Annotated in this window: 26 protein-coding genes; 17 read left to right on the top strand and 9 right to left on the bottom strand. The window is 59.6% G+C overall.

Annotation, left to right across the window (positions count from 1 at the left end):
• Window positions 1-30 precede the first annotated feature (30 nt).
• The 12 genes from BMX55_RS06260 to gspD all read left to right on the top strand — a co-directional run bounded on the left by BMX55_RS06260 (window position 31) and on the right by gspD (window position 11,491).
• Window positions 31-675, top strand: a complete 645-nt coding sequence (locus BMX55_RS06260; protein WP_091454414.1) for an MlaC/ttg2D family ABC transporter substrate-binding protein — start codon at window positions 31-33, stop codon at window positions 673-675.
• Window positions 659-979 carry an STAS domain-containing protein gene (locus tag BMX55_RS06255; RefSeq protein WP_091454411.1) on the top strand — a complete coding sequence of 107 codons (321 nt, stop codon included), beginning with the start codon at window positions 659-661 and terminating at the stop codon, window positions 977-979. Before BMX55_RS06260 ends, BMX55_RS06255 begins: the two co-directional genes overlap by 17 nt.
• A gap of 121 nt (window positions 980-1,100) precedes the next feature.
• Complete coding sequence (locus BMX55_RS06250) at window positions 1,101-2,699, top strand: GspE/PulE family protein (protein ID WP_091454409.1); 1,599 nt, start codon at window positions 1,101-1,103, stop codon at window positions 2,697-2,699.
• The gene (locus BMX55_RS06245) at window positions 2,699-3,907 is read left to right on the top strand and encodes a type II secretion system F family protein (RefSeq protein WP_091454407.1); all 1,209 of its coding nucleotides are present in this window, start codon (window positions 2,699-2,701) and stop codon (window positions 3,905-3,907) included. The genes BMX55_RS06250 and BMX55_RS06245 overlap by 1 nt, the downstream gene beginning before the upstream one ends.
• Before the next feature lie 16 nt (window positions 3,908-3,923).
• Window positions 3,924-4,376 (top strand): type II secretion system major pseudopilin GspG, encoded by a 453-nt coding sequence (gspG, locus tag BMX55_RS06240; protein ID WP_091454925.1) that lies wholly within the window; start codon window positions 3,924-3,926, stop codon window positions 4,374-4,376.
• Window positions 4,373-4,876, top strand: a complete 504-nt coding sequence (locus BMX55_RS06235; protein ID WP_091454405.1) for a prepilin-type N-terminal cleavage/methylation domain-containing protein — start codon at window positions 4,373-4,375, stop codon at window positions 4,874-4,876. Before gspG ends, BMX55_RS06235 begins: the two co-directional genes overlap by 4 nt.
• Complete coding sequence (locus BMX55_RS06230; RefSeq protein WP_177172830.1) at window positions 4,833-5,342, top strand: prepilin-type N-terminal cleavage/methylation domain-containing protein; 510 nt, start codon at window positions 4,833-4,835, stop codon at window positions 5,340-5,342. Before BMX55_RS06235 ends, BMX55_RS06230 begins: the two co-directional genes overlap by 44 nt.
• Window positions 5,339-5,998: a PilW family protein gene (locus BMX55_RS06225; RefSeq protein ID WP_091454400.1), complete on the top strand. Its 660-nt coding sequence runs from the start codon at window positions 5,339-5,341 to the stop codon at window positions 5,996-5,998. Before BMX55_RS06230 ends, BMX55_RS06225 begins: the two co-directional genes overlap by 4 nt.
• Window positions 5,998-6,939, top strand: coding sequence for a hypothetical protein (locus BMX55_RS06220; RefSeq protein ID WP_091454399.1), 942 nt, complete (start codon window positions 5,998-6,000; stop codon window positions 6,937-6,939). The genes BMX55_RS06225 and BMX55_RS06220 overlap by 1 nt, the downstream gene beginning before the upstream one ends.
• A 51-nt stretch (window positions 6,940-6,990) precedes the next feature.
• A complete protein-coding gene (locus BMX55_RS06215; RefSeq protein ID WP_143059582.1) occupies window positions 6,991-8,346 on the top strand; it encodes a hypothetical protein in 1,356 nt (451 codons plus the stop codon).
• Window positions 8,343-8,996, top strand: coding sequence for a hypothetical protein (locus tag BMX55_RS06210; protein ID WP_091454397.1), 654 nt, complete (start codon window positions 8,343-8,345; stop codon window positions 8,994-8,996). The genes BMX55_RS06215 and BMX55_RS06210 overlap by 4 nt, the downstream gene beginning before the upstream one ends.
• The gene (gene gspD, locus BMX55_RS06205) at window positions 8,996-11,491 is read left to right on the top strand and encodes a type II secretion system secretin GspD (RefSeq protein WP_091454396.1); all 2,496 of its coding nucleotides are present in this window, start codon (window positions 8,996-8,998) and stop codon (window positions 11,489-11,491) included. Before BMX55_RS06210 ends, gspD begins: the two co-directional genes overlap by 1 nt.
• Here the strand turns inward: gspD and dtd are convergent.
• From dtd to dbpA, 3 genes are read right to left on the bottom strand one after another with little or no spacing between them, the layout of a single operon-like run.
• Complete coding sequence (gene dtd, locus BMX55_RS06200) at window positions 11,479-11,964, bottom strand: D-aminoacyl-tRNA deacylase (RefSeq protein ID WP_091454395.1); 486 nt, start codon at window positions 11,962-11,964, stop codon at window positions 11,479-11,481. The two genes, gspD and dtd, sit on opposite strands and share 13 nt — an antisense overlap.
• Complete coding sequence (locus BMX55_RS06195; protein WP_091454394.1) at window positions 11,961-12,929, bottom strand: cation diffusion facilitator family transporter; 969 nt, start codon at window positions 12,927-12,929, stop codon at window positions 11,961-11,963. The genes dtd and BMX55_RS06195 overlap by 4 nt, the downstream gene beginning before the upstream one ends.
• 31 nt (window positions 12,930-12,960) lie before the next feature.
• Entirely contained in the window at window positions 12,961-14,367 is a 1,407-nt protein-coding gene (gene dbpA, locus BMX55_RS06190) for an ATP-dependent RNA helicase DbpA (RefSeq protein WP_425432049.1), read from the bottom strand.
• Between the two features lie 155 nt (window positions 14,368-14,522).
• On the opposite strand from dbpA, the gene BMX55_RS06185 reads away from it, so the two are divergent.
• The 5 genes from BMX55_RS06185 to BMX55_RS06165 all read left to right on the top strand — a co-directional run bounded on the left by BMX55_RS06185 (window position 14,523) and on the right by BMX55_RS06165 (window position 19,273).
• The gene (locus BMX55_RS06185) at window positions 14,523-15,635 is read left to right on the top strand and encodes a branched-chain amino acid ABC transporter substrate-binding protein (protein ID WP_091454393.1); all 1,113 of its coding nucleotides are present in this window, start codon (window positions 14,523-14,525) and stop codon (window positions 15,633-15,635) included.
• Window positions 15,636-15,701: 66 nt separating this feature from the next.
• The gene (locus BMX55_RS06180) at window positions 15,702-16,634 is read left to right on the top strand and encodes a branched-chain amino acid ABC transporter permease (protein WP_091454392.1); all 933 of its coding nucleotides are present in this window, start codon (window positions 15,702-15,704) and stop codon (window positions 16,632-16,634) included.
• A gap of 13 nt (window positions 16,635-16,647) precedes the next feature.
• Entirely contained in the window at window positions 16,648-17,748 is a 1,101-nt protein-coding gene (locus BMX55_RS06175) for an ABC transporter permease subunit (protein ID WP_091454917.1), read from the top strand.
• On the top strand, window positions 17,745-18,548 hold the full coding sequence (locus BMX55_RS06170; protein ID WP_091454391.1) for an ABC transporter ATP-binding protein: 804 nt from the start codon (window positions 17,745-17,747) through the stop codon (window positions 18,546-18,548). The genes BMX55_RS06175 and BMX55_RS06170 overlap by 4 nt, the downstream gene beginning before the upstream one ends.
• Complete coding sequence (locus tag BMX55_RS06165) at window positions 18,545-19,273, top strand: ABC transporter ATP-binding protein (protein WP_091454390.1); 729 nt, start codon at window positions 18,545-18,547, stop codon at window positions 19,271-19,273. The genes BMX55_RS06170 and BMX55_RS06165 overlap by 4 nt, the downstream gene beginning before the upstream one ends.
• 48 nt (window positions 19,274-19,321) lie before the next feature.
• Here BMX55_RS06165 and BMX55_RS06160 read toward each other — a convergent pair whose 3' ends face one another.
• The 6 genes from BMX55_RS06160 to BMX55_RS06135 form a co-directional block, all read right to left on the bottom strand.
• Window positions 19,322-20,599, bottom strand: coding sequence for an MgtC/SapB family protein (locus tag BMX55_RS06160; RefSeq protein WP_091454389.1), 1,278 nt, complete (start codon window positions 20,597-20,599; stop codon window positions 19,322-19,324).
• 165 nt (window positions 20,600-20,764) lie between these two features.
• Window positions 20,765-22,003 (bottom strand): acetate/propionate family kinase, encoded by a 1,239-nt coding sequence (locus BMX55_RS06155; RefSeq protein WP_091454388.1) that lies wholly within the window; start codon window positions 22,001-22,003, stop codon window positions 20,765-20,767.
• Between the two features lie 9 nt (window positions 22,004-22,012).
• Window positions 22,013-23,443, bottom strand: a complete 1,431-nt coding sequence (locus tag BMX55_RS06150; protein ID WP_091454387.1) for a bifunctional enoyl-CoA hydratase/phosphate acetyltransferase — start codon at window positions 23,441-23,443, stop codon at window positions 22,013-22,015.
• 53 nt (window positions 23,444-23,496) lie between these two features.
• A complete protein-coding gene (gene fabI / locus BMX55_RS06145) occupies window positions 23,497-24,276 on the bottom strand; it encodes an enoyl-ACP reductase FabI (RefSeq protein ID WP_091454386.1) in 780 nt (259 codons plus the stop codon).
• An 81-nt stretch (window positions 24,277-24,357) separates the two neighbouring features.
• Entirely contained in the window at window positions 24,358-24,786 is a 429-nt protein-coding gene (locus BMX55_RS06140) for a hypothetical protein (protein WP_091454385.1), read from the bottom strand.
• Window positions 24,776-26,590: a PHA/PHB synthase family protein gene (locus tag BMX55_RS06135; protein WP_091454384.1), complete on the bottom strand. Its 1,815-nt coding sequence runs from the start codon at window positions 26,588-26,590 to the stop codon at window positions 24,776-24,778. Before BMX55_RS06135 ends, BMX55_RS06140 begins: the two co-directional genes overlap by 11 nt.
• Between the last annotated feature and the right edge of the window lie 49 nt (window positions 26,591-26,639).

The following is a 26,639-nucleotide window of genomic DNA, read 5'->3' as shown; positions in this document are numbered from 1 at the left end:
GCACGCGCCCTGATGTTTCAAAGGAATTTTATGCAACGACGTTTTTTAGGCCGCTGGGCCGCCACCACACTGGCCCTATGGATGATGGGCGCGGGCTTGCCTGCTGCCCATGCCGCTGATGATGAAGCCCCAGACGCCCTGATCCGCCGCCTCTCTACCGAGATGCTCGATGCCTTGCGCGCCGACAAAAGCATCAAGGCCGGTGAGATCGACAAGATCATCACGCTGGTGGACAAAACCATCATGCCCAATGTTAACTTTCGCCGCATGACGGCGGCTGCCGTCGGCCCCGGCTGGCGTCAAGCCAGCGTGCCACAACAACAACGCTTGCAAGAAGAATTTAAAACCCTGCTGGTGCGTACCTATGCCGGTGCGCTCACCCAAGTCAATGACCAAACCGTCACCGTCAAACCGCTGCGCGCCGCACCGGAAGATAAAGATGTGCTGGTACGCACTGAAGTGCGGGGCCGAGGCGATCCGGTGCAGTTGGACTACCGGCTCGAAAAAACCCCCGGCGTCGGGGCAGGCTGGAAAATCTACAACCTCAATGTGCTGGGCGTTTGGCTGGTTGATACCTACCGCACCCAGTTTGGCCAAGAGATCAATGCCAAGGGTGTCGATGGCCTGATTGAATCGCTGGCTGCGCGCAACCTGAGCAATGCCGCCAAGCGTTAACGCCCCCGGAGCTCCGGCCTTGGCCCTGCCAGCGGAGTTAACCCACCCGCAAGCTGCGGCCACTTTGGCGCGTTTGCAGCAAGCCTTTACCACGCACACCGATGCCGTACTGGTGCTCGATGCCTCGGCGCTGCGCCAGTTTGACACGTCAGCCTTGGCGGTGCTGCTCGAATGCCGCCGCACCGTGTTGGGGCAAGGCCGGTCTTTGCAGGTGCAGGGCTTGCCTGCTGCGCTGGGGCGCATGGCGGTACTTTATGGGGTGGATGGCCTGCTGGGGCTTGCCAAAGCTGAATCGGTAGAATAGCAGGCTGACCAGCCATCGCAGCGCCTAGCGGTGGTGGTCTCAGTCCCTTTATTTGGCCGCCCCGGTACCCCTAGGGCCGTGGCAAGGCAGCCTCTGGCAGAACATCCCCACTTCCTTGAATATGAGCAGCCATCCCCCCGGCACCGCAACGGACGCTGCGGAGGCCCCCCTTCTGGCCGAGTTTGCCCGCAATCTGCGCGCTCCAGTGCTCGATACTGCCGCACTCCAATCCGTGCCGATACTGCCCGTGGCCGGACTGTCACCGGAGTTTTTGCGTGCCAACGGTTTATTGCCGCTGTCAGTGGATGCTGCGGCGGTGCAAGTGGTCAGCGCTGTGCCTGTACGCATGGCTGCGCTCGATGCGCTCAAGCAGTTTTTTACCGCCCCAGTAGTACTATCTTTGGCCCCCAAGGCTTGGATTGCCACCCAGTTGGCCCAAGTCTATAACCCAGAAAGCTCTGACGCCCATGCCTTTACCCAAGCCGAGGTAGACAGCAGCGGCGACAGCCCCGACGACGATCTAGAAACCCTCAAGGCACTGGCCGAAGATGCGCCTGTGGTGCGCTTGGTGCAAGCTCTGCTGCTGCGGGCGGTGGAGCGCCGGGCTTCTGACTTGCACCTTGAAATCTCCCAGCAGCAGTTTCGGGTGCGCTACCGGGTCGATGGCGTGTTGTGCGAGTCCGAACCGCCGCCTCGGCGTATGTACACCCCGGCCATCTCGCACCTGAAGCTGCGCGCCAAAATGAACATTGCCGAGCGCCGCCTGCCCCAAGATGGTCGCATGAAAATGGAAGTGGCTGGGCGGCAAGTGGATATGCGTGTCTCTACCGTGCCCACGGTGTATGGTGAGAGCATGGTGATCCGCTTGCTAGACCAAGGGCCGGGCCTGATGGGGCTAGAGTCTTTGGGGCTGGACGATGAAACCCTGCAAGCCTTGGAGCAGGCCATTGCACAGCCGCACGGCATGATTTTGGTGACTGGCCCCACTGGCAGCGGCAAGACCAGCACTTTGTATGCGGCGCTGGGCTGCGTGAATGTGCCAGAAAACAAGATCATCACCGTAGAAGACCCGGTGGAATACCAAATTGATGGTATTAACCAAATTCAGGTCAAAGCGCAAATTGGCCTGACCTTTGCCAGTGCCCTGCGCTCTATCGTGCGCCAAGACCCAGACATCATCATGGTAGGCGAAATCCGCGACCAAGAAACGGCTGAAATCTCCATCCAGTCGGCGCTCACTGGGCACTTGGTATTTTCTACCCTGCACACCAACGATTCTTTTGGCGCAGCGCACCGCTTGATGGACATGGGGGTAGAAAGCTACCTGATTGCTTCTTCCGTTGTGCTGATCGTAGCGCAGCGCTTGGTGCGCATGATTTGCCCACACTGCAAAGAGGCCACTCCTCCCACTGAGGCCGATTTGTTGTTTCTGGCCGAAGAAGGGGTCTCTGCCGATCAGGTGCCACAACTGTTTCATGGCCGGGGTTGCAGCCATTGTGGGCAATCGGGTTACACCGGGCGTACCGGCATTTACGAGTTGTTGCCCATGACCACGGCCATCAAAGAGGCGATTATCAAAAAGCTCTCCGCTGAAGGCGTGCGCAAAAAAGCGCAAGAGCAGGGCGTGCGTACCATGCGTGCCGATGGCATTCGCAAGGTGCTGGCGGGTATCACTACGCTAGAAGAATTGGCCCGCGTGACGCGGCAGGAGATTCAGTAGTGCGGCCACGCCCAAGCCCCAGCGCTGCGGATAAGGATGTGCCGTCTGCTGCGGCAGCCGTGCCCGCGCGCGCCCGGCCTGCCGGGGCAGCACAGCCCACCCCCGCACCAGAGCGCCCAGTAGCCACGCCATCGTCCGGCACCGGCTCCACCGCTGGGCGTTGGGGCCAAGAGCGAGTCAGCATCAAGCATGTGCTGGCCATGACGGAACAATTGCTCACTTTGCTCGATGCGGGCTTGCCACTAGACCGGGCGCTGCACATCAGCACGGGCAGCCTAGAGCAGGCCCATTTTCGTGCCGTGATGCAGCAGGTGGTGCTAGAGGTAGAAAAGGGCAACACCTTGGCCGATGCCTTCATGCTGCATCCCAAGGTATTTCCACGGTTGTATATCAACATGGTGCGTGCCGGTGAAGAAGGCGGCGTGCTGCCGGTGGTGATGCGCCGTTTGGTGGAGTTTTATACCCGCAGCATGGAGTTTCGCTCGTTTTTGGTCACGTCGTCCATCTACCCGATCTTGCTATTTTTGTTTGGCATGAGCGCCTTGCTGGGCCTGACGGTGTTTGTGCTGCCCAAGTTTGGCCAGATTTTTTCTGACATGAACCAAGCCCTGCCCCTGCCCGCAGCGGTATTGATTGGCATTGGCGAGTTTCTCAAAACCTATGGCATTTTCTTTGTCATTGGGCTGGTGCTGGCGGTAGTGGGCTTTACGATGGCTCTGCGCGACGAGCTGTGGCGCGAGCGCTGGCAACTAGTCCTGCTGCGCCTACCGGTGCTGGGGCCGTTGCTACTCAAGGTGCAATTGGCCCATGTTTGCCGTACTTGGGGAACTCTGCTGTCCAGTGGGGTTCCGATACTCACCGGCATGCGTATCGTGCGCGAGTTGACCGACCATATCCCGCTGCGCAAAGCGCTGGATCGGCTGGTGCGTGCGGTGCAAGAAGGGCGGGGCGTGTCAGCGCCGGTGCGCGCTGATCCGTTCTTTCCCAAACTGCTGGGGCAATTGGCCACCGTGGGTGAAGAATCGGGGGCCTTAGACACCATGCTGATTAAAGTAGCCGACCAGTACGAAAAGGACATCCAAAAAGCCACGCGCAATCTGGTGGCCTTGTTTGAGCCCATGATGATTTTGCTGATGGGCGGCCTGATTGGCGGCATTGTGGTGTCGATGCTAACGGCTATTTTTTCGATCAATGACATGCCTATGTGAGCGGGCTTTGGTACACATGCTATTTCAAAACAAAAAATTGTCTTACTCTCGGCGTCGCTCGCGCGGCTTTACGCTGATCGAGCTGCTGATCGTGATGGTCATTTTGGGCCTGCTGGCCTCGCTGGTGGGGCCACGGCTGTTTGGACAGCTCGATTCGTCCAAAATCAAGGCAGCACGCACCCAAATCGAGATGGTGGGTGCGGCGCTCGATACCTACCGGCTGGATATGTCGCAGTATCCCAGCACGGAACAAGGTATCCGCGCCTTGTCTGATAAGCCTGCTGATGCCGCTGAAGCCCTGAAGTGGCGCGGCCCCTACCTGAAAAAGCGCGTGGACAAAGACCCTTGGGGCAACTCTTATGTCTATAAAGCGCCGGGCGAAAAAGCCGACTATGAGCTGTCCTCGCTGGGCGCTGATGGCAAAGAAGGGGGCAGTGGCGACAACACCGACATCCATAGCTGGGAATGAGCCGCTTGGCACGCCACGCACCGGCCAAGCATTCATCCCTAGGCTTTACGCTGCTGGAACTGCTACTGGTGCTGGTGTTGATTGGCATTGGTACCGGGCTGGCGATTGTGTCAGTCGATCAGATGGCTTTGCGGGCCAACGAACGGCACTGGATTGACCGGACGCAACTAGAACTCAAGCGCTTGCGCAACAAAGCGGTGTTGGGTGGTGCCACCGTGCAGGCGTTGGTGGATTTTCAACGCGGCACTATCGTGCAGCAAGTAGCGGCCAAAGAGCAGCGCCCAGTGCTCCAATTGCCACCGCGTTACCAGTTTCGTCCCGCCTCTTCGGTCTCCTCTGATGTGGCGGCTTCTAGCCTAGCGCTGGTGTTCTATCCCGATGGCAGCCTGTCTGAGGCCCGTTTTTTGATCCGCACCCCTACGGGAATGCAGCAAATTTTTCATTTGGCAAAAATCAGTGGCCGTATCGAACGACAAGACTGGGTGGCAGCCGCCCCCTAAACCCCGCCATCGCCCCCAGCACGGATTTACCCTGCTGGAGGTGCTGGTAGCGATGGTGCTGCTCAGTGTGGGGCTGGCTATCGCCTTCACCGCTATTTCTGGCAGCACGCAGCTCGATGGCAAAGCCAGTGCCCACGCCGCCGCGATGGCCTTGGCCCGCGCCAAGCTCGATGAAGTGCTCAAACACCCCGACTATGTGCTGGCTACCGATGCCGGTGAAGAACGCTTTGCGGGCATCGACTTGGGCTACCGTATCCAAATACGCCCGGTGCCCCTGTTAGAGCCCCGCCAGATGGCCCGGCTCACTGGCTTTACGCAAAAATTGCAAGAGGTGGAAATTGAGGTGTTTTGGGGGCCGAAAGGGGCACCACAGTCGTACCGGCTTAGTACCTATCGCTTGGATAGTGCTGCCCCAGCGGCGGCCAGCCCAGCCACTCCAGCGCCACCTGCTCCAATAAAGCCATGAAGCGATTGCAGCATCTTGGGCCACGGCAGCAGGGTTTTACCTTGCTGGAGCTGATTGTGGCGCTGGCTTTGTCGTCATTGGTGGCGATGGTGGGTACGGTGGCGCTGTCTATGTCGTCAGATTTTTATGCCCGCAACCAAAGCCGCACCCAAGCCCGTGACAGCGTACGCGCTGTGGAACGCATTTTGCGCCACGAGTGGGCTGGGCGTGGCCTGCGCGTGGCCTCAGACGGTGCGGTGCTGGAGTTTGACACCGTGCATCCCTTGCAGTTGCCCAAGGGGGCTGCTGTGCTACCGCTGCCGCTGGCACGGGTGCGTTACCGTTGTGAGCCATCTGCGGGTGGGCGCGGCTGGTCTTTGCTTTATCAGGTGCAGCCCCTGCCTCCACCCCTGCCAGTGGGTGCCTCCACAACGCGTTTGCCGCCGCCCCCCAAAACCGAAGAGGGCACGCAAACGGTGCTGGCCGCGCAGTTGCAGGTGTGTGCTTTTTCCTTTTTACTACAGGGCCTGAACGCGCAAGGCCAGCCAGAGCCGCGTTGGGTGAAACGCTGGGAACCCACCCAACCGCCACCCGCTTTGCTGCGGCTGGCACTATCGGGCCTGCACGCCGATGTGCCGCCAGTGGTCTATAGCGCAGACCGGGATGGAGCGCGCTGATGCCGCCTTTACTGCCTCTACCTTACCCCCGCCCCGGTGCGCGCCAGCGCGGCTATGTCTTGTTGTTCGCCTTGGGGCTGCTGGCGGTGGTGTCTACCTTGGTGCTGGGAGTCAGTGCCTCGCTGCGCCTAGATACCCAGTTGCTGGCCCGCGAAAAAGACTTGCTCCAAGAAAACTACGCCCTGCACGGGGCTGTGCAGTATGCTGTTGCCCAATTGGCCCTCACTGACGCGGTCAATAGTTTGCAGCTTGACCCGAAAGATGAACTGCTGCGCAATGGGCAGTTTTGGCGGCCTACCCCCCAGCCCTATACCGTCACGGTGGCCAAGCGGCGCATCGAGGTGCAGGTGCAAGAGGCCCTCGGCCTGCCTGATGCCAATACACTCACGGCACCAGAGTGGGAGCGCCTGTTCTTGCTGCTGGGGGCCCCGACACCGCTGGCTGCACAAACTTTGGCCGCCCGCTTGGTGGAGTTCAAGCAAGAGCTGATCCGCATGCGTGGTGGTGCTGGCTTTGCCAGTCTGCAAGAATTGCTCGATTGGCCAGAGATTCCGCGCAGAATGGTCTCTACTACCACCGTGGCTGGGGCCGTGCAGGGCTTGCAGCATTGGCTGGTGGTTGGGTCAGGCCACAAAAAGGTGGATAAAGACTTAACGCCGCTGCCCCTGTTTGCGGTGCTGGGCAACGCCACAGATGCGCAGTTGCAACAACTGGGCCAATGGCGGCGCGCTGGCTCGGTTGCGCCGGTGCAGTTTCAGGCATGGTTGCAGGGCACGGGGCTGACAGCAGCCACCCCGGACAACCCGGTGTGGTTGTTGCGGGCTTATCCGCAGCGTAGCAAACCGGTAGCTGGTAGCAGCATTTTGCGGGCCACGGTGGGCAAAAAGAATGGGGCTTTGCAGGTGCTGGACCAATGGACAGAACGCAGCCTACCGTTTTGAGGTCAGCACGGCCATTGACGATTATTTTTTAGGATTGTGACGCTTTACCCCATGCGCAACCGGTTTACTTCTCCTTCACGGCGACACCAACTGCTCGTCTCTCTTTCTCCGCACGGTGTGCAGGTGCTGCACTTTCAGCGCGGCTGGCTGGGCTGGAAGCAGGCCCATGCGCACCAAACACCATTGCCTGAGGGTGATGACTATCTCCAGCGCGTACAGGCAGCCTTGAAGGAGTGCTGCCAGAGTTGGCAGATTCCGGCCCGCAGCGATGTGTACTGGGTGTTGGCGGGCGACATTCTGGGCGTCTTGCCGCCTATGCCAGCGACTGCGCTGGCAGAACCGGGTGCCCTGCTTCCCTTTGCGCCGGGCAGCGTGCTCACACAACCAGACCGCTTTGGCCCAGAGGAGGAAAAATCCCTGCTTTGGATGCACAAAGATTGGGCTACTGAAATTGAGCGTATCAGTAGCGCCTGCCAACTGCGGGCGGTAGAGCTTTTTGCCCGGGCACAACTGTTCCAACCCCTGTGCGCGCGCAGCAAAAAGCACATCAGCTTGGTGTTAGAGGGTGCGCAAGACGATTATTTCTTGCATATTTTTGCCCCCAGTGGGGCCATTTTGCGCAGCCGCGTGGTTGAGTCTGCGGCGCTGGGCGATGGTTTGGCCGGGCTGCTACAGATCGAACTGGCCAGCTTGCCTGAAAACCAGAGGGAGGCTGCCAAGGGGGGCGTGCAATTGTTGGCCCCTGCTGCACAGCTGCCTGCCAAAGAGGCTTGGCCTCATGCTGCGCAGGCCTTGCCTGTACAGCCGCCGGCCCCCTTGTTAGAGCAGCTTTGGCGCTCTGGGTTAGAGGGCATCGTGCTGCAAGCCACGCACAACGAGTTGATCCAAAAAATCAACATTTGGAGCATGGCGGCGGCAGTGCTGGGGCTGGCAGCCTTGGGCACCATGCTGTGGCACGATGGACGGCTAGAGCGCCAAATCGAAGACGCTCACGAAGATTTGCGCAAGCAAGCCCCCAAGGTAGAAGCGGCCAAGCTGCTCAAGGCCAAAACCCTGTGGATGGCCGATGTGGTGCATGCCGCCCAGGCACTGGACAAAGACAGCCAAGCCGCAGCGGCCCTGCCTGACGTTCTGGCCGTGTTTCCGCCACCCCCAGCAGCGCTGCTTTACCTGCGCTTGGATGGAAAAGACGTGGCCTTGGCAGGCACTGGCGATGAAGCTGCTGTGCAGTGGCTGCGCGAGCATCCTTTGCCGCAGTACCAGCCTTTTACCGAGATGCCCGTGCCTGAGTTTTTGGCTGAGCAAAGTATTGCCATCCATATGCAGGCCGCTAAACAAGCACCTGCGCCTGAACCTGCCCCCGCCGCCGAGGCCAAACCCACCGAGCCAGAAAAGGCAAAACCATGAAACGTGCGGCCCAACGTGTGTACCGTGAACACGGCATCAAATACTTTGCTTTTCCGGTGGTGGTTGTACTGCTGCTGGCCTCTTTGTTCGATGAGCATCTGGGGCCTTATCTTGAAAAGCGCGAAGAAGTGGTCGATCAGCAACTGACGGCAGAAAACAACGAAAGCATCCTCGCACTGAACGAAAAAATCGTGGCTAGCCATGACAAGCTAAACGCTGATTTTCAGACTGTGCAGCAAAAGGTCTTTGTCCACGCTAACGCGCAAGAGGCGCTGCAAGCCATGCAGGGCCAGTTGCAGCCTATGCTGCAATCGCTGTATTTTGATGGCGTGCAATTCACCGACCTGCAAGACAAGCCGGTCAATACGGTGGTAAACCGTATCTCCCTGACTGCCCATTTTCAGGGGGTGCCGCAGCAGTTGCCCCGCCTGCAAGCGGCCTTGGCCCAAGCGCCCAAGACGCTGGGCATCGAAAATCTGGAGCTCAAGGTGGTGCCCGACCCACAGCGCGGCGGCCAGCAGCTCGATATCACCATGCGCCTGACCAGCCTGCACATGAAACCCATGCCAGCCGCGCTGGAAACCGTAGCCGCAGCCGCAGCCACTGCCAAAAACAACCGCGATCTTCCGAATTCTCGTAAGCCACAATAATGAACAAACTACCCTCTTTCATGCTGCGCAAAATCGCCCTTGCCAGTCTGTTGGTGCCCGGCGTGGCCTTGATGGCTCCTAGCGTGCTGGCGCAGCAGCCGCCGGTCATGGTCAATCCGTTTACCGGCCTGCCCATGCAGGCAGCCAATCCGGCACCAGCGCCAACGCCAACGCCAGCAGCAGATGCCACTGCACCCACGGCTGCTAGTGCAACCACGCTGTCTACACTACTCAACAAAGCTAAACCTGCGCCAGTGGCCCCAGCACCCGCACCGGCAGCACCAACGCCCGTAGCTACTCAGCCGCTGGCTGCCACTCCAGCCCTTGCTGCCACGCCTGTGCCGCCAGCTCGAACCGCAGCGCCTACCGGCAATGCAGGTGCCGAGCTGTCTAACACCCCCAACCCCGGCGTGACGCTCAAGTTTGACAACGCCGACATTTACGACGTGTTGCAGGTGGTGCTGGGCGACATCCTCAAGCTCGACTACATCATTGATCCGTCAGTACAGGGCCGTATTACGCTCAAGAGCACCGGGGCCATCAGCATGGCCGACATCTTTAGCGCGCTAGAGACGGCCTTGTCTACCAGCAATATTGCCATCGTGCGCCAAGGCAAGACCTACAAGGTGCTGCGCGATGCGGCGGCGGTGCGTGATTCTTTGAGCGGCCAAGGCGTAGGTGCAGGCTCGGTGGTGATGCAGATCATTCCGCTGCGTTTTGTGCAAGCCAACCAGCTTGTCAATACCCTGCGCAATTTTGTCGGGTCACAGGCGGCCATTACCAACGATCCGACCAACAAGCACCTGATCGTGGCCGACCGGCAGGCCAACGTAGACAAAATTGTCGATATGGTGAAAACACTGGATGTGGATTACTTCAACCATGTCCAGATCAAGCTGCTGCCGCTAGAGCACGCCGAGGCCAACGATATGGCCAAGGAGATTGATGGCCTGTTTAAAACCTCCGGCCTGTTTAACTGGGCGGGCACGGATGCCAACAAGGTTTATGTTCTGCCCGTGGTGCGCATGAACGCCCTCTTGGTAGCCACGGCCAACGACAAGCTGATGCAGGCCGCCGAGCAGTGGACAAAAACGCTAGATACCGAGCCACGCAATGGCTTGGGGGCCTATGTGCACGTTTATCCGGTGGTCAACAGCAATGCCCAGCATCTGTCGGGCATTTTGCAGCAACTGTTTGGTGGGGCCGCTGCACCGGCAGCCAGCAACTCCGGGGCCTCGACCTTGCCATCGGCCAACAGCTCGGCTTTTGGTAGCTCTAGTGCCGGCGGTGGTGGTGGCGCTGGGGGCTTGGGGGGAACAATAGCCAGTACAGCCAATACAGCGGCGGCAGGCACCACACGCACCATTGAGCGCGGCAGCAACGTGCCCGGCACACCCGGTAGCACCGGGACAGGCACCGGGCTGGGTGGCTCGGTGCAGGTGATTGCCGATGATGTGACCAACTCGCTCATCATCCGTGCTTCAGCACAAGATTATCAGCAGATTCGCAAGGTGCTAGAGCGCCTCGACTCGGTGCCGCGCCAAGTGCTGATTCAGGTGATGGTGGCCGAAGTGACGCTCACCGATACCCTGCAATATGGTGTGGAGTGGTGGCTCAAATCGGCGTTGTCGCGCAACGGCAAGAGCTGGCCGGGCTTTGTCGGGCTGGAGGGGGCTATTAAGCCCGGTGTTAGTAGTCCCGGTGGGGCGACACCTGCGGTAACAGGTTCAAGCACTGGCCTGAACTATGCTGTTTTTGGCAGCGCTGGGCAGGTGATTGGTATGCTCAATTTGTTGGGCCAAGATACCGATGTCAACATCCTGTCTACGCCCCATGTGCTGGCCAGCGACGGCAAAATTGCCAAGGTAGAAGTGGGCGATGAGATTCCGGTGATTACGCAAACGGTGTCTACCCCCAGCAGTGGCAGTTTGCTCAGTGGTAGTTCGTTCTCCACCTCCAACTCGGTGCAGTACCGCCCCACCGGCATTTTGCTGGAGGTCAAGCCCAGCATTACCGCTTCGGGCAATGTGTCGTTGAGCATTGCGCAAGAAGTGAGCAGCTTGGGCAATTCTGTCTCCACTGGGGGCTCAGAGTATCCGAGCTTCTCTAAGCGCAAAGTGACCACCGATGTGACCATTGAGAACGGCAAAACCATCATGCTGGCGGGCCTGATTCAGAGCAAAGGCAACAACACCAGCACTGGGGTGCCGGGTTTTAAAGATATCCCGATTTTGGGCGGCTTGTTTGGCTCGACCAAAAAGGTGCGCGACAAAACCGAGCTGCTCATCACCATCACGCCCTACATTGTGACCAGCCGCGCCGAGGGCGAGCGCCTGACCGGCTCGTTCCAAGAAAGCCTGCAAAAGCTGCGCGGTATGTTGCTGGGCAATACCACCACCCCGGCGCTGAACAGCGATGCTTTGCCTGCCGGTGCCTTTGAGCTGCCTACGGCCAAGCCGCAATCGGTGGCGCAGCCATCGTACTACGCCAACTGAGCGGCCCCCATCCCTGCGGTTTGTAGGGCCGTGGGTGCGATGCGCAACGGAATGGTCACTGGGCCATCGTTGACCAAATGCACTTGCATATCGGCGGCAAACTGGCCCGTTTGCACCAGTGGATGCTGGGCGCGGGCTTGGGCGACAAAATAGTCATACAAGCGCCGCCCGTCTTCGGGGGCTGCCGCTTGGGTAAAGCTGGGCCGGTTGCCGGCGCTGGTATTGGCGGCCAGCGTGAATTGGCTCACGATCAGCAAGCCACCCTGCACATCTTGCACGCTGCGGTTCATCTTGCCTGCCTCATCACTAAAGATGCGCAGTTTGAGCAACTTGGTCAGCAATTTTTGGGCCTCGGCGGGGCTGTCGCCACGCTCGGCACACAGCAGCACCAGCACACCGGGGCCAATTTGGCCTACCACTTGGCCCTCAATCTCGACATGGGCTTGGCGCACGCGCTGTAACAGGCTGATCATGGATGGGACTCCGGGGCAGCTACCGGGTCTAGGTAGGCTTCAACATTACAAGGCAGCAGCTCAATGGTGGTGCGCAAGCCGGGCACAGCCGCCATCAGTGCCTGTTCTACTTGGCCGCGCAGCTCGGCGGCATGGCTGAGTGTCCAATGGCCGGGAATGTGCATATGCAAATCGACAAAACGGCGCTGGCCTGCCATGCGCGTGGTGATGTGGTCAAAGCGTACACAACCCGATGGTGTTGTACTGGCATTGTGTTGGTGTAAAAAAGTGGTCAAAGTTTGCTGGATAGTGTCGCGCACGTCTGGTTCCACCGCTTCATCCATCAGGCCTTGCGAGGAGCGCCAGATCAGATGTGCTCCTTCTCGCAAGATGTTGAGGGCCACACCAATAGCCACCACGGGGTCAAGCCAGTTCCAGCCGGTCAGGGCCACGGCACCTAAACCCAACACGACCCCGGCGGAAGTCCAGACATCGGTGAACAAATGGCGCGCATCAGCCTCTAAAGCGATGGAGCGGTGCTGGCGTGAGGCGCGCAGCATCACCCAAGCCAAGCCGCCATTGAGCAGTGAGCTAAACACCGATAGCGCCAACCCCCAGCCCACTTGCTCCAGCGGCTGCGGTGCGAGCAGGCGCTCTATGGCCGTCCACAAAATGGCTCCGGCGGCGACAAAAATCAGCATCCCTTCAAAGGCGGAGGAAAAATACTCTGCCTTGTGGTGCCCATAGGGGTGGTTGTCGTCGGCAGGCTGGGCCGCCAGCGTCACCATCGTTACGCCAAACATGGCGCTGGCCAGATTGACCACCGATTCCATCGCATCCGAGAGCAGCCCCACCGAGCCGGTGATGTACCACGCCATCGTTTTGAGGGCCATGGTGGTCAGGGCCATGCCCACAGAGGCCCACAGCAGATTGCGTGGTGTCATCCAAGCGGGCAGTGCGCTCGATGATGGTGGAGGTGTAGGCATGGGCCGTGAAGAATCGTTGAACAGACGAGTCTTATACCAGCCGTGCCTTAACGCTCTTACCTTTGACGCGACCTGTGTTGAGACGATGCACTACCTGCTCGGCAATGCCCCGCTCTACCGCCACATAGGTCGAGAACTCATTGACGTTGATTTTGCCCACCTGCTCGCGCGTAAAGCCCATCTCGCCGGTCAGAGCGCCCAGCACATCGCCAGCGCGGATTTTTTCTTTGCGCCCGCCAATGATTTGCACCGTGGCCATCGGGGGCAGCAGCGGGCCACCGGGGGCAGGGGTGAGTTCGGCCAGCGGTGTCCATTCGGAGGGGCGGCCTTGCAATACTTCGATTTTGCCCACGCTGCCCATCTCGTCCATGCTGACCAAATTGAGCGCCAAGCCTTCGGCATCGCCCCGGCCCGTGCGGCCAATGCGGTGGATATGCACCTCCGGGTCGGGCGTGACATCGACGTTGATCACAGCCGCTAACTGGGCAATGTCCAAGCCGCGTGCTGCCACGTCGGTGGCTACCAGCACCGCGCAACTGCGGTTGGCAAACTGCACCAGCACTTGGTCACGCTCGCGCTGCTCTAACTCGCCATACAGGGCCAGTGCGCCCACACCCTGCGCCTGCAATACCTCGACCAAATCGCGGCATTGCTGCTTGGTGTTGCAAAACGCCAGCGTGGACTCTGGCCGAAAATGCGCCAGCAACTGGCCTACGGCGTGCAAGCGCTGGCTTTCTTTCACTTCAAACCAGCGCTGGTCAATTTTGCTGGCGCTGTGCTGCGCCTGCACGGTGATTTGCTGCGGGTTTTTCATGAACTGCTGGCTGAGTTTGGCAATGCCTTCGGGGTAGGTGGCCGAAAACAGCAGCGTCTGGCGCACTTTGGGGCATTGGCGGGCCACGGTGGCAATATCGTCAAAAAAGCCCATGTCCAGCATTCGGTCGGCTTCGTCCAGCACCAAGGTGTTGAGCTGATCCAGAGACAGATTTTGGCGCTCTAGGTGATCCATGACGCGCCCCGGTGTGCCCACCACAATGTGCGCGCCATGCGATAGGCTTTGCGCTTGCCCGCGCAGCGGCACGCCGCCACACAGCGTGACGACCTTGATGTTGTCTTCGGCACGGGCCAAACGGCGGATTTCTGCACTCACTTGGTCGGCCAGCTCGCGCGTCGGGCACAGTACCAAAGCTTGCACGCCAAAGCAGCGCGGATTGAGCCGGGCCAGCAGAGCCAGCCCAAAAGCGGCGGTTTTGCCGCTGCCGGTGCTGGCTTGGGCAATCAGGTCTTGCCCCTGCAAGGCGGCAGGCAGGCTGGCCGCTTGGATTGGGGTCATTTGCAAGTAGCCCAGTTGTTGCAGATTGGCCAAGGTGGCCGGGCTGAGCGCCAAGGCGCTGAAGTCGGTGGCGCGGTGCGCGGCGGTGGAAGTCATGGGGGCCATTATCGGTGCCAAGCTCAGGGCATACCCTTGCTACAAAATCCATAGGTAAGGCATGGTTTTTGCGTATAGTCTGAGCGTCCCTCGACGCTGCCGTTGAGGGTGCTTTTTGCGTACAGCTTTCATTCACCATTGATCTTGATTCAGGGGAAATATTCATGAAGCGTAGTCTCGTCTCCATCGCCATTTTGGGTTTGCTCACTTCGGTAGCCCAAGCACAGGAAGTCGTCAAAATTGGGGTGGCCGCCCCCTTGACAGGCAGCCAAGCCCACTTGGGCAAGGACATCGAAAACGGTGCCCGTTTGGCGATTGAAGAGTACAACGCCAAAGGCGTGACTCTGGCAGGCAAGAAGGTGAAGTTTGAACTGCAAGCCGAAGACGATCAAGCTGACCCGCGCACCGCTACCACCGTGGCACAGCGGCTGGCCGATAGTGGCGTTAAGGGCGTGGTGGGCCACCTGAACTCTGGAGCCTCCATTCCGGCCTCGCGCATCTACAACGATGCCAGCCTGCCCCAAGTCTCTCCCGCCTCCACCAACCCCAAGCTGACCCAGCAAGGCTTCAAGGCCACCTTCCGCACCATTGCCAATGATGTGCAACAGGGCCTGTCTATTGGCAAATATGCAGCCACCAAACTGGGCAAGAAAATTGCCATCATTGATGACCGTACCGCCTACGGCCAAGGCTTGGCCGACGAGGTGGAAAAAGCCGTCAAGGCCAACGGCGGCACCGTGACCGGGCGTGAGTTCACCAGCGACAAGGCCACCGACTTCCAAGCCATTCTGACCCGCGTCAAAGCACAAAACCCCGATGTGATTGTGTACAGCGGCATGGACAGCCAAGGCGGCCCGATGCTCAAGCAGATCAAGCAGTTGGGCCTGAACACCAAGTTCATCACTGGCGATGGTGGTTGCACCAGCGAGATCATCAAGCTGGCGGGCGACGCCATCAGTGCCAATGCCTACTGCACCCAGCCGGGCCTGCCGCTAGAGCAGATGCCGGGCGGCAAAGACTTTAATGCCCGCTACAGCAAGCGCTTTAATGCGCCCGTGCAAATTTATGCCCCCTATGCCTACGATGCCACTTCGGCCCTGATCGAGGCCATGAAGGCGGCCAACTCTGCCGAACCTGCTAAATATACGGCCCAGTTGGGCAAGGTTAACTTTCCCGGTGTGATTGGCACCGTGGCTTTTGATGCCAAGGGAGACATCAAAGACGGCGCTGTGACGGTGTACCAGCTCAAGGCGGGCAAGTGGGAGCCTTTGCCGTAATCTGCCTTCTCAGAGAATCACGCACCCGGCTTGCCGGGTTTCGCAAGCCTTGTTAAAGATGCACTGATGGAAACCCTGCTCCAGCAAATTGTCAATGGTCTGGTGGTGGGCAGTGTTTATGCGCTCATTGCCCTAGGCTACACGATGGTCTACGGCATTTTGGGCCTGATTAACTTTGCCCATGGTGACGTGTTGATGGTGGGAGCCTTGGTGGCTTACTCCACCGTCAATTTTTTGCTGCTCCATGCGCCGGGGCTGGGGGCCATACCTACCTTGCTGATCGGCTTGCTGGTGGCGATGGCGGTGTGCATGGCCTTGGGCTATGCCATTGAGCGCACCGCTTACCGCCGTTTGCGCAATGCGCCGCGTTTGGCACCGCTGATTACGGCCATTGGGGTGTCTTTTCTGCTGCAAACGCTGGCCATGATTATTTGGGGGCGCAACTACCACACCTTTCCGTCGTTGGTGTCGAGTACGCCCTTGCAACCGGTGGCTGGGGTGTTTATCACCCCAGTGCAAATCATCATTTTGCTGGTATCGGCCACGCTGATGGTGGGGTTGCTGTTTTTGGTAAATAAAACCTCGTTGGGTCGGGCCATGCGTGCCACGGCAGAGAACCACCGTGTCGCTAGCCTGATGGGGGTAGATACCAACCGCATCATCTCCATCACCTTTATTTTGGGGTCGGCGCTGGCAGCGATTGCCGGGATGATGTATTCGGCCAACTATGGGGTGGCCCATTACGCAATGGGCTTTATTCCGGGGCTCAAGGCGTTTACCGCAGCGGTGCTGGGCGGCATTGGCAATTTGGCTGGTGCCGTGGTGGGTGGTTTGGTGCTGGGGCTGGTGGAGTCGATTGGCGCAGGCTATATCGGCGACTGGACTTTTGGCTACCTCAATTCCGCCTACCAAGATATTTTTGCTTTCATTATTCTCGGCATCGTGCTCATCTTCCGCCCCACGGGCTTGCTGGGTGAGCGCGTGGCCGACCGCGCCTGAGGGGCCACACACCATGAACGATATTGCTCTGGCCCTGCCTTGGATTGGCAAGCGCAACCCGGCGGCTGCCCGCTGGTTGTTGCTGGCATTGGCACTGGGCGCGCCGCTGCTGGCGCTGCTGTTTGGCCGCACTTGGGTGCGGGTGCTCGACTTTGCCATGCTCTATGTCATGTTGGCGATTGGCCTCAATTTGGTGGTGGGGTTTGCGGGCCTGCTCGATTTGGGCTACATCGCCTTTTATGCCGTGGGGGCTTACACCTTTGCCTTTTTAGGCTCACCACAGTTTGATTTGCACTGGCCGTTTTGGGTGGTGCTGCCGCTGGGAGCTTGTTTTGCCGCACTAGCCGGGGTGGTGCTGGGCTTGCCGACGCTGCGGTTGCGGGGCGACTATCTGGCTATCGTCACGCTGGGGTTTGGCGAGATTGTTCGTATCTTCATGAACAACTTGAACCACCCCATCAACATCACCAATGGCCCCCAAGGCATCAACATGATTGACCCGCTGGTGCTGTTTGGCTGGGATATTTCGCGGCCCTTGAAGATTGGCGAGAGCATCACCATCCACTCTTTGTTGTTGTATTACTACGTGTTTCTGATTTGTGTGGTGCTGTCCATCGTGCTGGTGCAGCGGATGCAGGTCTCGCGCATGGGCCGGGCTTGGGCTGCTATCCGTGATGATGAGCTGGCAGCCAAGGCCATTGGCATCAACACACGCAACATGAAGCTGCTGGCCTTTGGTATGGGGGCTACCTTTGGCGGCGTGGCCGGTGGGTTGTTTGCGGCCTTTCAGGGGTTTGTCTCGCCAGAGAGCTTTTCGCTGATGGAGTCGATTGCCGTGCTGACGATGGTGGTGTTTGGTGGCATGGGCAATCTGGCGGGGGTGATTACTGGTGCTTTGCTGCTGAGTTTTCTGCCAGAAATTTTGCGCCACTTGGCCGTGCCGGTGCAGCAGGCGGTGTTCAATCAGGTGCTGCTTGACCCAGAGGTGCTGCGGATGTTGCTGCTCTCGCTGGCGATGATTGGCATGATGCTGTGGCGTCCGGCGGGTTTGATTCCGTCGTATAGCCGCTATTCGCGCCCACAGCAGGTGCTGGGCAAGGAGGGCACGCCATGATCTCTTTGCTCGAAGCGCGCCACATTACCAAGCGCTTTGGTGGCTTGCAAGCGCTGTCGGAGGTGTCGCTCACCATCCGCAAGGGTGAAATCTATGGCTTGATTGGCCCCAATGGTGCAGGCAAAACCACCTTCTTTAATGTGTTGACCGGCGCTTATACGCCCGATGGCGGTGAGCTGGTGTTCAATGGCACCGAGTTGCCTGTGGGCAGCCCCGATCAAATCGTGGCGGCAGGTATTGCACGCACCTTTCAAAACATCCGCCTGTTTCGTGAAATGACGGCGCTAGAGAACGTGATGACTGGGCACCATATTCGTACCCGTGCCAATTTGTTCTCTATCCTCTGGCAAACCCGCGCTGCCCGCATGGAAGAAGACCTGATTACCGAGCGCGCTTACGAACTGCTCAAATATGTGGGCATTGAGCGCTTTGCCGACACCCTTGCACGCAATTTATCGTATGGCGATCAGCGCCGCCTAGAAATTGCCCGCGCACTGGCCACCGAGCCGCAATTGCTGGCCTTGGATGAACCGGCGGCAGGCATGAACGCCACCGAAACCGCCCGGCTGCGCGAGCTGGTACAAACCATCCGCCACGATGGCATGACGGTGCTGTTGATTGAGCACGACGTCAAACTGGTGATGGGCTTGTGTGACCGCATTGCGGTATTGGATTTTGGTACCAAGATTGCCGAGGATGTCCCGGCGGCGGTGCAGCAAAACGAGGCCGTCATTACCGCCTACTTGGGACGGCCTAGCCATCCTCCAGCGGCAGCGGCAGACACAGGAGCCAGCGTATGAACGAGCAGCAGCCCTTGTTGCAATTGCAAGATGCCCATGTGGCCTATGGTGCCATCATGGCCGTCAAAGGCATAGACTTGGTGCTGCACCACGGCGAGCTGGTATCGCTGATTGGTGCCAATGGGGCAGGCAAAACCACCACGCTCAACACCATTGCCGGTTTGTTGCCCTTAACCCAAGGCCGTTTGCATTACGAGGGCGCTGCCATTGAGCGGCTGCCTACCCACCAGCGTTTGCGCCAAGGCATTGCCTTGGTGCCCGAAGGCCGTGGCATTTTTACCCGCCTGACGGTAGAAGAGAACCTGCGCATGGGGGCCTATGCGCGCCGCGATGCTGCCGCCGCCATTGAGGCCGATATGGAGCGGGTGTTTACCATGCTGCCACGGGTCAAAGAGCGGCTGCACCAAGTGGCGGGTACGCTCTCTGGCGGCGAGCAGCAAATGGTAGCCATTGGCCGCGCTTTGCTGTCACGCCCGCGTTTGTTGCTGCTCGATGAGCCGTCGATGGGGCTGGCCCCGCTGGTGGTAGAAAAAATCTTTGAGGTGATTCGCTCGGTGGCTGCCGAAGGGGTCACGATTTTGCTGGTAGAGCAAAACGCCACTTTGGCGCTGGAGTTTTCACAGCGCGCCTATGTGATGGAATCTGGCCGCATCACACTCACTGGGTCTGGGCAAGCGCTGCTGGCCGACCCGAAAGTGCGTTCAGCCTATCTGGGTGAACTGTAGCAAGGCGGAAAAAGTACCGCCTTGCCCAGAAAAAAGCGGCAGCTCCGTTCAGCTGCGCAGCGTCAGCAGCATCAAGATGCCCACAAACGCCAAGGTGTGGGCAAACAGCCCAGGCGCCAGCGCCAGCGCATAACGCCAGCCGCCACTGGCCCAAGCCACCGTGCTTTTGCTAAAGGCATGCACCACCATCGCCGCCCCCAGCGCCCAGACAATGTTGGTTGCTTCTTTGGTGCCGGGCATGCCAATGGTCAGCAGCGCCGCCGTGACGGCGTGAATATCGGCCAGTGCTGCCACCAAGGTGCCGGCCATGACCCCAGCCTCGCCTTGCCACAGGCGCAAGCCATGCACACCGGCCTGAATAGCTGTGAGCAGCAACACGATCAGCGCCGCATCACGCAGGCGAAACAGCTTGGTATCGGGGGTTTTGGCACCTGCTGCCTCACTGCCAGCAGGAACCGCGTAGCGCCACACCATCCAACCGCCCCAAAGCGCAGCCACCAAACTGCCCGATAGGGCAGGCAGCCACAGCGGCATAATCCAAGCAGGCTCGATGGTGCCACCAATAATCAAAATTTGCGTGGTGGTGCCCACGCAAGACAGTAAAGCCGCCCCGGCTTGGAGCTTGGGCGAGCCCTGTGTGGTGCGTAACTCCATACCCAAGCTGCCAATGGTGGCAGTGCTAGAGACAAAGCCTGAGGCCAGTGCCGACAAGGCTACCGCTTGGCGCGCCTGCAACAAGCGCCGCCCCACGTGGGCCAAGGATTGGATGAGCAGCAGCACAATCAGCAGCTTCATCACCAGTTGGGGGTTGAGCACCGGCCCCCACAACGCCCGGTCGGGCACCAAGGGCATCACCAACAACGCCAATGCGCCCAAAATCAGCCCGCCTTGTGCCTCGCCGGGGCGCAGCCAGTCGCGGGCAAATTGGTGCAGTGAGTCTCGCGCGGCCAGTAGCCCCGTCACCATCACCGTTAGCCCGGCGGCCAACATGGGAGCCTGTACCGCCAGTACGCCAATCAGGTAGGCCATGAATAGGGCGATTTCGGTGGTGATGCCTGGGGAGTCAGAGCGGTCGTAGGCATAGGCCACCACGCTGATGAGTGCCACAAAGGCTGCTCCCACAGCCATCAGGGCTTGCGAGTCTAAAAAGGCTGCGCAGGCCCCTGTGAGGGAGGCCAATGCGAACGAGCGCATCCCCGCCATCACCTGTTTTGAGGCCACGCTGTTGCGGCGCTCGCGCTCAATGCCCATGAGCAAACCACAGCCCAGCGCTACTGCCAAGCCGCTCAGGGCTGACATGTCGCCTGAAAATCGCGATGCGTCCATGGAGTCTCTCCTTTGCTATGTTTTTTCAGGCCCCGTCTGCTACTACAGCCTATGGACTTTACGACAGCGACAGGCACGTGCCATCGTATATCCAACACAGCAAAAAAAAACCGGGATAGAGGTGGTAATCACCCTTATCCCGGCCTCTAGAGCACCCCTGAGGGCTTACTCGATGCCTTCTAGCGCCAGCTCCTGTGCCTGTTCAGGCTCATCGTCACCTTGGTGCAACAGGGTAGCGGCCTCGCGGGCAGCCACACGACCCTCATCGGTAGGAATCACCCACACCTCCATGCTGCTGCCGGACGTATGGATGGCGCTGATGGCATCGCGCGTGGCTTCAGCATTGCGGCCAGCATCAATTTCCACCCCCAGCCAGCCCAAGCGCTCACACACCTGTGCCCGCAGCACGGCATCATGCTCGCCAATACCGCCACTGAAGGCCAGCACATCCAAGCCGCCCATGCTGGCAATCAAGGCCCCCGATTCACGCACTACACGGTAAGTGAACTGGTCGATGGCGCGCTGTGCGGCCTCGCTGCCATCGGCGCGCAAGCGGCGCATATCGGCAGAAATGCCCGACACGCCCAGCAAGCCGCTTTGCTTGTAGAGCAGCTTTTGGATGCGGTCGTGGTCCCAGCCCTGCTCCATCAGGTACAGCAGCACACCGGCATCCAATGTGCCACTGCGGGTGCCCATCATCAAGCCATCCAGAGCCGAGAAGCCCATGGTGGTGGCACAGCTGCGCCCAGCCACAGCAGCACACAGGCTAGCACCGTTGCCCAAGTGGGCCATCAGCACCCGGCCTGTGGCGCGGGGCGATTGCTCTAGCAGGGTGTCCATGATGTAGTGGTAAGACAACCCATGAAAACCATAGCGGCGCACGCCTTGTTCGGTCAGCGATTGCGGTAGTGCAAAGGCGCTGGCCACATCCGGCAAGCTGGTATGGAAGGCCGTATCAAAACAGGCCACCTGCGGCAGGTTGGGGAAAGCCTGCTGGAACGAGCGGATACCGGCCAAGTTGTGCGGCTGGTGCAGTGGTGCCATCGAGTTCAGGCTTTCGAGCTGCTCTAGCACGGTGCCAGCCACCACCACGCTCTGCTTGAACGCTTGGCCGCCATGCACCACCCGGTGCGCCACCGCCTTGATGGTGGGCGCGCCTTCCAGCTCGCCCAGTAGCACGCGCAGGCGGGCCAGCGCACGCTGAAAGGACGACTCGCCGGGCGTGGTGATGGTTTCTTGGTGGCGCTGGCCGGCAAAAGTCCAGTCCATTTGCGGTGTACCGCCCGGCTCTAGGCCCTCGATACAGCCGTTAAGTACGCTGGGCTGCACCTTGCCGCCATCTTGTAATGGATGCAAAGAGAACTTCAGCGACGATGACCCCGCATTTACAGCAAGAATAGCCATAAGACGACCTTAAGCAGTAGGAATAGAAGCGGCCTTGGCTGCGCGCGCCGCGTGGGCAGCCAACACCGCCAGCAGGGCCGAAGCCACGCGGCTCATGGGGCCGTCGGCGCGGCTGGTGAGGGCAATTGGCACACGGGCACCCAGCACCAAACCAGAACCGGAGGCACCGGCCAGATATTCGAGCTGCTTGGCCAGCATATTGCCGCTTTCCAGATCGGGGACGGCCAAAATGTCGGCGTGGCCTGCCACCGGCGATTGGATATGCTTGATTTGCACAGCTTCTGGCGAGATGGCGTTGTCAAAAGCCAAGGGGCCATCGAGTACACCGCCCTTGATTTGGCCCCGGTCGGCCATCTTGCACAGCGCCGCTGCATCCAGCGTCGAGCGCATATTGGGGCTGACTGTTTCTACGGCGGCCAAAATAGCCACTTTGGGGTTGGCTACGCCCATCACATGGGCAAAATTGATGGCGTTTTGGATAATGTCCACTTTCTCGGCCAGCGTAGGCTCGATGTTCAAAGCGGCATCGGTAATCAGCAGCGGCTTGGGGTACAGCGGCACATCAAAGCGGAACACATGCGACATGCGACGGCCTGTGCGCAAGCTGGGCTGCGACAGCACGGCGTGCAGCAGCTCATCGGTGTGCAAGCTGCCCTTCATCAGCACTTCCACTTGGCCCTTGGCGGCCATACTGGCGGCCAACTCAGCAGCGGCGTGGCTGTGCTCGACCGAGATGATTTCAGCACCCGTCAGATCAATCTCAAACTGGGTAGCCAGTTGGCGGATGCGGGCTTCGGGGCCAATCAGCACCGGCACGATCAGGCCGTGGCGGGCAGCGTCCATCGCGCCACTGAGCGAGCCTTCATCGCAGGGATGCACCACCGCGCAGCGCACCGCCTCCAAGCCTTCGGCGCGGGCCAGCAGCTCATTGAAGCGCGCTTCAGGATCAAACAGTTGGATTTGTGGTGCGTTGATTTTTTCCACCCGCACCTTGGTGGTGGGCGGCATCAAATTAGCATCGCCCTTGAGCACGGTTTCACCCTTTTGGTTGGTGACCAGGCAGCTCATTTTGACGCGCTTTTTCTCGTCGTCTTTTTCGGACACGGTGGCGCTGACGGTGAGCGTGTCACCAATACGCACTGGCTTGGTGAACTTGAGCTCTTGGCCCAAGTAGATGGTGCCGGGGCCGGGGAACTGAGTGCCAAACAGTGCCGAGATCAGCGCTGCGCCCAGCATGCCATGGGCGATCACGCCGTGGAACATGGTGGCATCGGCGTATTCGGGGTTCAGGTGGGCCGGGTTAATGTCGCCGGACACGGCGGCAAAGGCTTCAATGTCGGCCTGCGTGACCGTGCGCACCAAGCGGGCACTTTGGCCAACGCTCATCTCGTCAAAGGTGACGTTTTCCATCCATTCAGCGGTGGGGGTTGCCATGTTCATAGTGCAAAAATCCTTGAAATTTAAAGACAGCCAATCGGGGCGCAAGGCGCGGTTTAGGCCATCGCGTGGCAACCACCATCGACATAGATGGTCTGGCCGGTCATGCCCGAGGCAGCGTCCGAGCACAGGAAGGCGCACAGATTGGCGATTTCTTCCAGTCTGACCAGACGCTTGAGTGGAGACTTCTCAGCGGCGTGGGCCATCAGGTCGTCAAAGCTGGCAATACCGGAGGCGGCACGGGTCAGGATGGGGCCGGGCGATACAGCATGAACGCGGATGGCTTGAGGGCCCAGTTCCATCGCCATATAGCGCGTCAGGGATTCGAGTGCAGCCTTCACTGGCCCCATCAGGCCGTAATGGGGCACGGCCTCATCGGCACCGAGGTAGGTCATGCTCAGCATCGCGCCACCATTGCGCATGTGCGGCGCGCACAGTTTGGCCAAACGGGCAAAGGAGTGGCAAGAGACATTCATGGCGCGGGCAAAGCCCTCGCTGGAGCTGTCAATCACATCACCGTGCAGGTCTTCCAGTGGTGCCCAAGCAATCGAGTGCACCACAAAGTCCAGATGTCCCAAGCGCTCTACAGCACGCGCCACGGTGGCTTCGAGTTCGCCTTCGCCCTCGACGTTGCAATTGACCAGCTCCACGCCCAAAGGATCGGTCAGTGGCTCGACAAAGCGACGGGCCTTTTCGTTCAGGCAGGAGACCACCAGATCAGCACCAAGCTGGTGCATGACTTGGGTGCAACCCCAAGCAATGCTGCTGTTGTTGGCCACACCGAGAATCAAACCTTTTTTGCCTGCCAGACCGAAAGAGGATGTGTTGAGCGTCATGGGTGGAAAATCTCCAAAGAAAAGCCAGGCACAGCGGCGCTGCGTCTGCTGGCAAAGCACAAGGTGTGCCAGAAAAAAGGGCTAATGCCCACTGAATACACGCCGCAAGTCAACCCCGGCTGCACCGGGCTTGAAGCCCTCGCGTTCGAGTTTGTCTTGGGCGCTGACCAAAATGTGGCGGGTGGTATCTACCCCCACCTGCTCCACGTAACGGGTGGCTACGCCATAGCGCAGCACGAGCAAGGCGCGAAGCTCTTGGCGCAAATGGGATTTGCGCCGCTCTGGGCTCATGCCGGTGCGGGCTGCACCGGGTTTGCGCCGCTCGACCGGGGGCGGTCGCTCATCGTTTTGGGTGAGTACGTCGTTGAGTTCGCTCTCGTTTTGCAGATTGATGTCTAACGTGGTGGCCAAACGGGCAATGCGCGCATTGATCGATTCAATCGACTCGCTCATGCGCTGCAAATAGCCGGTCAGGTGGGCGTCAGAGGGATGAATCTCCTCAGTCGACATAGCGCACCATCACATACTCGCCGGGGGCATCACAGAGTACGTTGGCAGGATCGATAGCGGGCGGTGCCACGGGCGCACCCGAGCGCTCTTTGAGCCACGCATCCATGGCTTCCCACCACGAGCCTTGGCGGGTGGGGGCGTTGGCCAGCCACTCATCAGGCTCTGTCCAGCCTTGGTTGTCTTCAATGCTGTTGATCTGGTAGCTGCGCCGTGGACGCCCCGGCTCCGAGACGATACCGGCATTGTGGCCGCCAGCGGCCAGCACAAAGGTAACGTGGGTGTCGGTTTGCAAATGGATTTTGTACACCGAGCGCCAAGGCGAGACGTGGTCGCGCGTGGTGCCCACCACCAGCATGGGCGCATGAATATCCATCAGGGCAACGGCTTGACCACCCACCCGGTATTTGCCGGTAGCCAACGCATTGTTCAGGAACAGCGAGGATAGGTACTCCGAGTGCATCCGCGCGGGCAGGCGGGTCAGATCGGCGTTCCAGCTCATCAGATCGAAGTCGGCCTCATCTTGGCCCAGCAGGTAGCGGCGCGTGTTGCGCATAAACACCAGCTCGCGCATATTCAGGAACTGGAACGAACCGGCCATCGCGCTGCCGGGCAGATAGCCCTTGCGATCCATTTGCTGGCGCAGGGTTTTGAGCTGTTCATCGTCAATGAACACTCCCATTTCACCAGGCTCGGTAAAGTCGGTTTGCGCCGCCAGCAGCGTGACGGTGGCCAGCTGAGGCAGACGATCCATTGGGTGGTCTTCGGCACGGCGGCGGGCATTGCCAGAGTTTTGGGCCATGCGGGTGTGGCGCCCCATCGCAGCAGCCACAATGGCCATGAAGGTGCCACCCAAGCAGTAACCCAAGGCATGGACACGCGGTGCGCCGGTGCGCGCTTTGATGGCAGCCAAGGCATCCATCACGCCCATGTGCAGGTAGTCTTGCATACCCAAATCGCGGTCGGAGGCGTCGGGGTTGCGCCAAGAGATGATGAACACGGTGTAGCCTTGGCCCACCATGTAGCGCACCATCGAGTTGGACGGCGACAAATCCAAAATGTAGTACTTCATGATGCACGAAGGCACGATGAGCAACGGCTCTGGATAGACTTTGTCAGTGGTTGGGCTGTATTGGATCAGCTCAATGAGGTGGTTGCGGTACACCACCTTGCCGGGTGTGATGGCTACATCCTTGCCTACAGCAAAGGTGAGTGGCTCTAGTGTTTCGGGCGCACTGCGGGCCACTTCGGCCTTGCGCATGTCGTCTGCAAAATGCTCATAACCTTGTACCAAGCTCTGGCCTTGGGTTTCTTGGGCTTTGTGCAGGGCCTCTGGGTTGGTCAATAACCAGTTGGACGGGGTAAAGGTGTCCATGATCTGGCGGTTAAAAAACTCCACCATGTGGCTGTGGTGGCGGGACATGCCATCGACCTGCACCGCCTCGCGCCACCAAGCGCTATTGGCTTTGTAACCTTCTTTGAGTGCACTGAACGGCCACTGACGCCAGCTTGGATCGGTAAAGCGGTTGTCGTTATCGACCATAGGCTGGCCTTGCTCGTCCTCTGGGGGCGCCACAGCGCTGGCCAGCGCTTGTTGGCCCAAAGCCAGCGCCCGCTGGCCCAGCACCAGCTGGCGGCCAGGAGAGGCGGCCAAGTGCATGGCCCAATCAGCAGCTGCCAGCGCCAGTGCAATGGGGGATAGGCCCATTGTGCTGCGTGTCAGAAAACCGTGGAACGTCTCATCTAGCGCTTTGGTAGCTTCGCGCTGACGTTCAAACGGCACACAGGAGGCATTAGCTTTATCCATTGCAAATCCTTCAGGCTCAATACATTACAAAAAAGGCAGTATGCCAAAC

The sequence above is a fragment of the Giesbergeria anulus genome (assembly GCF_900111115.1).
In the GTDB taxonomy this organism is placed as follows: Bacteria; Pseudomonadota; Gammaproteobacteria; order Burkholderiales; family Burkholderiaceae_C; genus Simplicispira; species Simplicispira anulus.
The sequence above is the reverse complement of the archived record's forward strand: the minus strand, read 5'-3'. Positions and strand labels throughout refer to the sequence as shown.

Bases quoted from the DNA above. Each gene is read 5' to 3' on its own strand.
- BMX55_RS06170 (WP_091454391.1), top strand. From the start codon at position 17,745: ATGATCTCTTTGCTCGAAGCGCGCCACATTACCAAGCGCTTTGGTGGC.
- gspD (WP_091454396.1), top strand. From the start codon at position 8,996: ATGAACAAACTACCCTCTTTCATGCTGCGCAAAATCGCCCTTGCCAGT.
- BMX55_RS06185 (WP_091454393.1), top strand. From the start codon at position 14,523: ATGAAGCGTAGTCTCGTCTCCATCGCCATTTTGGGTTTGCTCACTTCG.
- gspG (WP_091454925.1), top strand. From the start codon at position 3,924: ATGCTATTTCAAAACAAAAAATTGTCTTACTCTCGGCGTCGCTCGCGC.
- dtd (WP_091454395.1), bottom strand. From the start codon at position 11,964: ATGATCAGCCTGTTACAGCGCGTGCGCCAAGCCCATGTCGAGATTGAG.
- BMX55_RS06250 (WP_091454409.1), top strand. From the start codon at position 1,101: ATGAGCAGCCATCCCCCCGGCACCGCAACGGACGCTGCGGAGGCCCCC.
- BMX55_RS06260 (WP_091454414.1), top strand. From the start codon at position 31: ATGCAACGACGTTTTTTAGGCCGCTGGGCCGCCACCACACTGGCCCTA.
- BMX55_RS06135 (WP_091454384.1), bottom strand. From the start codon at position 26,590: ATGGATAAAGCTAATGCCTCCTGTGTGCCGTTTGAACGTCAGCGCGAA.
- fabI (WP_091454386.1), bottom strand. From the start codon at position 24,276: ATGACGCTCAACACATCCTCTTTCGGTCTGGCAGGCAAAAAAGGTTTG.
- BMX55_RS06255 (WP_091454411.1), top strand. From the start codon at position 659: ATGCCGCCAAGCGTTAACGCCCCCGGAGCTCCGGCCTTGGCCCTGCCA.
- BMX55_RS06210 (WP_091454397.1), top strand. From the start codon at position 8,343: ATGAAACGTGCGGCCCAACGTGTGTACCGTGAACACGGCATCAAATAC.
- BMX55_RS06225 (WP_091454400.1), top strand. From the start codon at position 5,339: ATGAAGCGATTGCAGCATCTTGGGCCACGGCAGCAGGGTTTTACCTTG.
- BMX55_RS06140 (WP_091454385.1), bottom strand. From the start codon at position 24,786: ATGTCGACTGAGGAGATTCATCCCTCTGACGCCCACCTGACCGGCTAT.
- BMX55_RS06175 (WP_091454917.1), top strand. From the start codon at position 16,648: ATGAACGATATTGCTCTGGCCCTGCCTTGGATTGGCAAGCGCAACCCG.
- BMX55_RS06235 (WP_091454405.1), top strand. From the start codon at position 4,373: ATGAGCCGCTTGGCACGCCACGCACCGGCCAAGCATTCATCCCTAGGC.
- dbpA (WP_425432049.1), bottom strand. From the start codon at position 14,367: ATGGCCCCCATGACTTCCACCGCCGCGCACCGCGCCACCGACTTCAGC.
- BMX55_RS06195 (WP_091454394.1), bottom strand. From the start codon at position 12,929: ATGCCTACACCTCCACCATCATCGAGCGCACTGCCCGCTTGGATGACA.
- BMX55_RS06150 (WP_091454387.1), bottom strand. From the start codon at position 23,443: ATGAACATGGCAACCCCCACCGCTGAATGGATGGAAAACGTCACCTTT.
- BMX55_RS06165 (WP_091454390.1), top strand. From the start codon at position 18,545: ATGAACGAGCAGCAGCCCTTGTTGCAATTGCAAGATGCCCATGTGGCC.
- BMX55_RS06215 (WP_143059582.1), top strand. From the start codon at position 6,991: ATGCGCAACCGGTTTACTTCTCCTTCACGGCGACACCAACTGCTCGTC.
- BMX55_RS06220 (WP_091454399.1), top strand. From the start codon at position 5,998: ATGCCGCCTTTACTGCCTCTACCTTACCCCCGCCCCGGTGCGCGCCAG.
- BMX55_RS06155 (WP_091454388.1), bottom strand. From the start codon at position 22,003: ATGGCTATTCTTGCTGTAAATGCGGGGTCATCGTCGCTGAAGTTCTCT.
- BMX55_RS06160 (WP_091454389.1), bottom strand. From the start codon at position 20,599: ATGGACGCATCGCGATTTTCAGGCGACATGTCAGCCCTGAGCGGCTTG.
- BMX55_RS06180 (WP_091454392.1), top strand. From the start codon at position 15,702: ATGGAAACCCTGCTCCAGCAAATTGTCAATGGTCTGGTGGTGGGCAGT.